Origin of the sequence: Acidisphaera rubrifaciens HS-AP3, from assembly GCF_000964365.1 — a bacterium.
GTDB classification, from domain to species: domain Bacteria; phylum Pseudomonadota; class Alphaproteobacteria; order Acetobacterales; family Acetobacteraceae; genus Acidisphaera; species Acidisphaera rubrifaciens.
Genome location: NZ_BANB01000460.1, coordinates 1 through 5730, shown reverse-complemented (window position 1 = coordinate 5730; position 5730 = coordinate 1). Strand labels below are relative to the sequence as shown.

Here is a 5730-nt window from a genome sequence, read left to right as displayed (position 1 = left end):
CCCGCGCGATCGCCTGTGCCGCTTCATGGATCGCCGCGACCGGCGTCTCGCCGCCGACCCGGCCATAGACGGCGTGCGCCGGCCGGTGGCCGAGACGGTCGCACAGCACGCCGACCGGATCGGCATACGGCCAGGAAATCTCGTTGATGATCGACAGCCGGTCGAGCCGGCCCAGGAGCGCCCCGCCGGCATCCGCCTCCGCCCGGAGCAGGGCCGCGTACATCAGCGCGGCGGGTTCGCGCACCTCGGCCGGATCGGGCGCGCGGTCGGCGAGTTCGCCCACGCCGACGATGACGGGGATGGTGGCGGGGTCATGCGGCATGATGCGTCGGTCTGTTGCTGTGGCGTCGAACTGCAGAGCAGGCGGCAGAAGACATGCAACCGCGCGCCGCGACAATGCGTCTAGTCGTCACATGACAAATCCCCGAGCGTCAGGATGCCACATGCAACCGGAGGATGCCGGGTCGAGCCGGTCCCACGCGCGTCGGCGCCGCGGGCGGCAGCCATCGTGCCACCGCCCCGCGGGGCGGCGCCCCCAGCCGAAAAAGGTTACCCGCCGCGCCGTATCCCTAACCCGGGGGTGTGTGAAACACTTCATTGCATTCAACCCCTGCGTCCATCCCAATCGCCGGGCGTTCCCTGTTGGGAACTTGACGACGAAGGGGGTTGGTTATGGGGGCACTTAGCGGGCTGCTGGACAGCATTCGCGACGAGGGGTGCGTCGAGTGCAACGAGTGGTGCGTCGAGGACGGGCTGGCAACGGCCCGCATCCCCCAGATCGCCGGTGACGAAGTCCGCGTGGTGGTCGAGGCGGTGCCCGCCGGCGGATGGGACTGGGCGGTCTGGCGTTTCCCGACGCTGCCGGGCGCGGTGTGGTCCGGGCGCGCCCTCTCGCAGACGGAGGCCATGTCGGCGGCGCGGCGCGTGGCGCAGCTGATCTGCCTCGCGCCGACACAGATGAGTTCCCCCGCCGGCTATCTGCACGCCTACGCCTGACGCGGCCGCGGCCGCGCCGTCACCGGGGAAGGTCTGGTGAGCCCGCTGGGACTCGAACCCAGGACCCCAAGATTAAAAGTCTCGTGCTCTACCGGCTGAGCTACGGGCTCGCGCCCGCGCCTTGAACGACAAGGCGCGGGCCTGGTCAAGCCGTTCGGCGGCTCAGTTCGGGTCGGAGGCGAGGCGCATCTTGATGATGCGGTCCGGGTTGCTGACCATGCCGTTGGGCCCGTTGCCGCGCTTGATGTGATCGACATATTCCATGCCGCCGATCACCTGCCCCCAGATCGTATACTGCCCGTCCAGGTTCGGCGCCGGCGCGAACATGATGAAGAACTGGCTGTTGGCGCTGTTCGGGTCCGACGTGCGGGCCGAGCCGACGGTACCGCGCAGAAAGCGGCGCTCATGCGTGAACTCGGCCGGCAGGTTCGGTAGCTTGCTGCCGCCCGTGCCGGTGCCGGTCGGGTCGCCGCCCTGCGCCATGAAGCCCTCGATGACGCGGTGGAAGGGCGTGCCGTCGTAGAAATGCTCCTTGCACAGCTCGCGGACCCGGGCGACGGCCTTGGGCGCGATGTCCGGCAGCAGCTCGATCGTCACCCGCCCGTCCTTGAGGTCCATGTAGACCGTGTTGTCGGGGCTCGGCGTCGGCTGGGCATTGGCGTCGCTCATGAAAGCTCCAAGCATGGGGGTGGCGAGGGTTGTCGCAAGAAGAGTGCGGCGACGCAGTCGATGCGCCATCTGGCATCCTCCGTGGTTGGTTGTCGTCACGCGCGTCTGCGGCGCGTGATCGTCGCGCGGCCCGGGTTTCGTGCCCGCGCCTCAGCCGCGCATACGTGCGCGGGTCCGCTCGAGTGTCAGCGGCGGCACAAAGGACGAAATGTCGCCGCCCAGCAAGGCGATCTCCTTGACGAAACGCGACTGGATGAACTGGTGGCGTTCGCTCGCCATCAGGAACACCGTCTCGATCTCCGCGTTTAGCCGGTAGTTCATGCCGGCCATGGCGAACTCATAGTCGAAATCGGACACCGCGCGCAGTCCGCGCACGATCACGCTTGCCTGAACCTCGCGCGCGAAATCGATCAGCAGCGTGTCGAAGCTGCGCACCTCGATCGGCGTGCCGGTCCGCGCGGACAGCGCCGCAAGCTCCGACCGCACCAGCTCCACGCGCTCGTCGAGGTCGAACAGCGGCGCCTTGCCCACGTTGATGGCGACGCCCACGATCAGCCGGTCGACCAGCCGCGTCGCGCGGCCGATGATGTCGAGATGGCCGTTGGTCACCGGATCGAACGTGCCGGGATACAGGCCGATGCGCTGCTTGGCGGCCGGCTCATTCGTCGCTGTCATCGCTTGCCTCCCCCTGCGGGCCTTCGGGCGGGTCTTCGGGCGTATCCCCCGCCGCATCCCCGTCCGTGCCGGCGCCGCCGCCGTCGGCATCGACCGCCGCCGCCGTCTCGTCTTCCAGCACCGGGAACACCGCCGTGACGCTCTCGCCCGCGTCGAGGCGGAACAGCGTGACGCCCATGCCCTGCCGCCCGGTGATGCGCACCTGATCGGCCGGCAGACGGATCAGCCGACCCGCGTCGGTGACCAGCATCACGTCGTCGCCCGGCCGCACCGGCAGGCTGTCCACCACGGCACTGCCGGTGCGCGCCGACAGGCCGATATTGACGATGCCCGACCCGCCACGCCCGGTGACACGGTACTCGTAGGCGGACGACCGCTTGCCGTAGCCGCCACTGGTGACGGTCAGGAGCAGTTCCTCCGCGTCCTCAAGCTCGGCCGCGCGGCGTTCGGTCAACGTCTCGTCGGCGGCCTCCTCGCCGGCCGGCTCGCCGGACGTCTCGTCCTGCTCGGCCGCGACTTCGCCCTCCTCCTCGGCGGCCGTGCCGTTACGACGACGGGCGGCGGCGAGACGGAGATAGGCGATGCGTTCGGCGACCGTCGCCTCGACATGACGCAGCACCGACAGGCTGATGACCTCGTCGCCGGTGCCGAGCTTCATGCCGCGCACGCCCGAACTGTCGCGACCGGCGAAGACGCGCAGCGTGTCATCGGTGATCTGGAAGCGGATGCAGCGCCCGAGCCGGCTCGCGAGGAACACGTCGTCACCCTCGCGGCACGTGGCCACGCCGATCAGCCGGTCGCCCTCGTCGAGCTTCATGGCGATCAGGCCGGAGGCGCGGACGTTGCGGAAATCCGACAGCCGGTTGCGCCGCACGTTGCCGCTCGCGGTCGCGAACACGAGGTGCAGGCTGTCCCACAGCGTCTCGTCGGGCGGCAGCGGCAGCACGGTCGTGATGGTGTCGCCGCCCAGCTCCGGCAGCAGGTTGACCAGCGCCCGCCCCTTCGCCGTCGGGCCGGCCTCCGGCAGGCGCCAGACCTTCTCGCGGAAGGCCCGGCCGCCGGACGAGAAGAACAGCACCCATTGATGCGTATGGGCGTTGAAGCTGCGCGTGACGATGTCGTCGCCGCGCGTGCCGGCACCGGTGCGCCCGCGGCCGCCGCGGTTCTGCGCGCGGAACGTCTCCAGCGGCGTGCGCTTGATGAAGCCGTCGCGGGTGATCGTGACGACCATCTGCCCCGGCTCGATCAGGCTTTCATCGTCCTGATCCGCCACGGCATCGACGATGTCGGTCAGACGCGGGCGCGCGATCTCGGCCCGTGCCGCGATCAGCTCCTCGCGCATCACCTCCATGCGGCGGATATGGCTGCCGAGGATGTCGAGCAGCGCGCGCATCTGCGCGCCGACCTCGGTCAGGTCCTGCTGGATCTTCTCGCGCTCCAGCCCGGTCAGGCGGGCGAGGCGCAGTTCGAGGATGCCGCGCGCCTGCTCCTCCGTCAGGCGCACCGTGCCGGCTTCGCTGATGACGTTGCCCGGCTCGTCGATCAGGGCGAGCAGTGCGCCGATATCGGCGACGACCCACTCGCGCTCCATCAGCGCCGCGCGGGCGGCGCCGCTGTCCGGGCTCGCGCGGATGATGCGGATCACCTCGTCGATGTTGGCGACCGCGATCGCGAGGCCGACGAGGTTGTGCGCCTTGTCGCGCGCGCGGCCGAGGCGGAAGCGCGAGCGGCGGAGGATCACCTCCTCGCGGAAGGCGAGGAACGCGCCGAGCGCGTCGCGCAGCCCCATCAGGCGCGGCCGCCCGGCATCGAGGGCAAGCATGTTGATGCCGAACGTCACCTGCAGCTGCGTGAAGCGGTAGAGCTGGTTCAGCACCACCTCCGGCGTCGCCTCGCGCTTCAGCTCGATGACGACGCGCAGCCCGGAGCGGTCGCTCTCGTCGCGCAGCTCGGCGATGCCCTCGATCTGCTTGGCACGCACCAGCTCGCCGATGCGCTCCAGCAGCGACTTCTTGTTGACCTGGTACGGGATCTCGGAAATCACGATCGCGGTGCGGTCGCGGCGGATCTCCTCGAAATCCGCGCGGGAGCGGATGATGATGCTGCCCCGCCCGGTCTCCATCGCGCTGCGTATGCCCGACCGGCCGAGGATCAGGCCGCCGGTCGGAAAATCCGGCCCCGGCACGATGCGCATCAGGTCGTCGAGCGCGATCGCCGGATCGTCGATCATCGCCAGCGCGGCGTCGATGATCTCGCCCGGGTTATGCGTGGGTATGTTGGTCGCCATGCCGACGGCGATGCCGTTGGCGCCGTTGATCAGCAGGTTGGGCGTGCGCGCCGGCAGCAGCCGCGGCTCCTCGCGGCTTTCGTCATAGGTCGGCTGGAAATCGACCGTGTCCTCGTCGATGTCCTCCAGCAGCAGCATGGCCGCGCGCGCCAGCCGCACCTCGGTATAGCGCATCGCCGCCGGGGCATCGCCGTCGACGGAGCCGAAATTGCCCTGCCCGTCCACCAGCATCACGCGCATGGAAAACGGCTGCGCCATGCGCACCAGCGCGTCATAGATCGCGCTGTCGCCGTGCGGGTGATACTTGCCCATCACCTCGCCGACGACGCTCGCGGACTTGCGGTACGGCTTATCGGGCGTATTTCCGATATCGCCCATCGCGTAGAGGATGCGGCGATGCACGGGCTTGAGCCCGTCGCGCACATCCGGCAGGGCGCGCGAGACGATGACCGACATCGCATAGTCGAGGTAGGAGCGCCGCATCTCCTCCTCGAGCGTCACCGGATGCATGTCCTCCGGCGGCCCGGGCGGCGTCTCGTCAGGCGTGTCGCTCAAACTGGGCTCTGGGTCCGACTCACAAGCGGGCGAACTGCAGGTCCACCGCGGTGCAACACATGCCTCCCCCCCCTGCCCTGGTCAATAGCGGCCCCCGGAGCCGCCATCAGGCCGGGGCCTCGATGGGGGGCGGGCCGGGGGCAGCAGGGCCGGGTCAGGTCTCGCCGCTCGAGTCGATCACGATCATCAGATCGCCGGCGAGCGGCGTCGGCACGCGGTCCCGTCGCAGCAGCGCGCGGTAGCGTATGTCGTCACGGGCGACGCGCTCGTAGTCGTAGTCGAGCACCCCGTGCCGGTCGAGAAAGACGTTCATCGCCGACGGGACGCGCACGCATCCGGAACTCGCGCGCATGCCGATGCGGTGGGCGAGGTTGGCCGGGTCGGTCGCGTGCATCATCAGGCGCATCGGCCCGGACTGATCGGCAAGCCACCCCTTCGCCGCCGTCTGCCAGCCGAAATCCCACACCCGCATGCCCTTCACGCCAAGGCCACGGATATGGTTCTCGTTGTAGGTCCCCTCCGCCCGGTAATCGAGGATGGCGTCGGTA

5 protein-coding genes, 1 tRNA gene and 1 pseudogene are annotated in these 5730 nt (G+C 69.5%); 1 reads left to right on the top strand and 6 read right to left on the bottom strand.

Features of this window, described 5'->3' with window-relative positions; all coding sequences use genetic code 11:
- A partial coding sequence (locus tag B8460_RS13015; protein WP_048862034.1) for an acetyl-CoA acetyltransferase occupies positions 1–322 on the bottom strand: 322 nt, incomplete at its 3' end.
- Positions 323–672: 350 nt separating this feature from the next.
- On the opposite strand from B8460_RS13015, the gene B8460_RS13010 reads away from it, so the two are divergent.
- Complete coding sequence (locus tag B8460_RS13010) at positions 673–996, top strand: hypothetical protein (RefSeq protein WP_048862033.1); 324 nt, start codon at positions 673–675, stop codon at positions 994–996.
- A gap of 34 nt (positions 997–1030) precedes the next feature.
- On the opposite strand, the gene B8460_RS13005 is transcribed toward B8460_RS13010, so the two are convergent.
- The 5 genes and pseudogenes from B8460_RS13005 to B8460_RS21980 form a co-directional block, all read right to left on the bottom strand.
- Positions 1031–1106: transfer RNA gene (locus tag B8460_RS13005), tRNA-Lys, on the bottom strand.
- Positions 1107–1158: 52 nt separating this feature from the next.
- Positions 1159–1665, bottom strand: a complete 507-nt coding sequence (locus B8460_RS13000) for a peptidylprolyl isomerase (protein WP_048862032.1) — start codon at positions 1663–1665, stop codon at positions 1159–1161.
- Between the two features lie 150 nt (positions 1666–1815).
- Positions 1816–2340, bottom strand: a complete 525-nt coding sequence (gene coaD / locus B8460_RS12995) for a pantetheine-phosphate adenylyltransferase (protein ID WP_048862031.1) — start codon at positions 2338–2340, stop codon at positions 1816–1818.
- Positions 2324–5137 carry a DNA gyrase subunit A gene (gyrA, locus tag B8460_RS12990; protein ID WP_148360597.1) on the bottom strand — a complete coding sequence of 938 codons (2814 nt, stop codon included), beginning with the start codon at positions 5135–5137 and terminating at the stop codon, positions 2324–2326. Before gyrA ends, coaD begins: the two co-directional genes overlap by 17 nt.
- A 199-nt stretch (positions 5138–5336) precedes the next feature.
- Positions 5337–5730: pseudogene (locus B8460_RS21980) on the bottom strand (hypothetical protein); the annotation flags it as partial.

Bases quoted from the DNA above. Each gene is read 5' to 3' on its own strand.
- B8460_RS13010 (WP_048862033.1), top strand. From the start codon at position 673: ATGGGGGCACTTAGCGGGCTGCTGGACAGCATTCGCGACGAGGGGTGC.
- B8460_RS13000 (WP_048862032.1), bottom strand. From the start codon at position 1,665: ATGAGCGACGCCAATGCCCAGCCGACGCCGAGCCCCGACAACACGGTC.
- coaD (WP_048862031.1), bottom strand. From the start codon at position 2,340: ATGACAGCGACGAATGAGCCGGCCGCCAAGCAGCGCATCGGCCTGTAT.
- gyrA (WP_148360597.1), bottom strand. From the start codon at position 5,137: ATGCATCCGGTGACGCTCGAGGAGGAGATGCGGCGCTCCTACCTCGAC.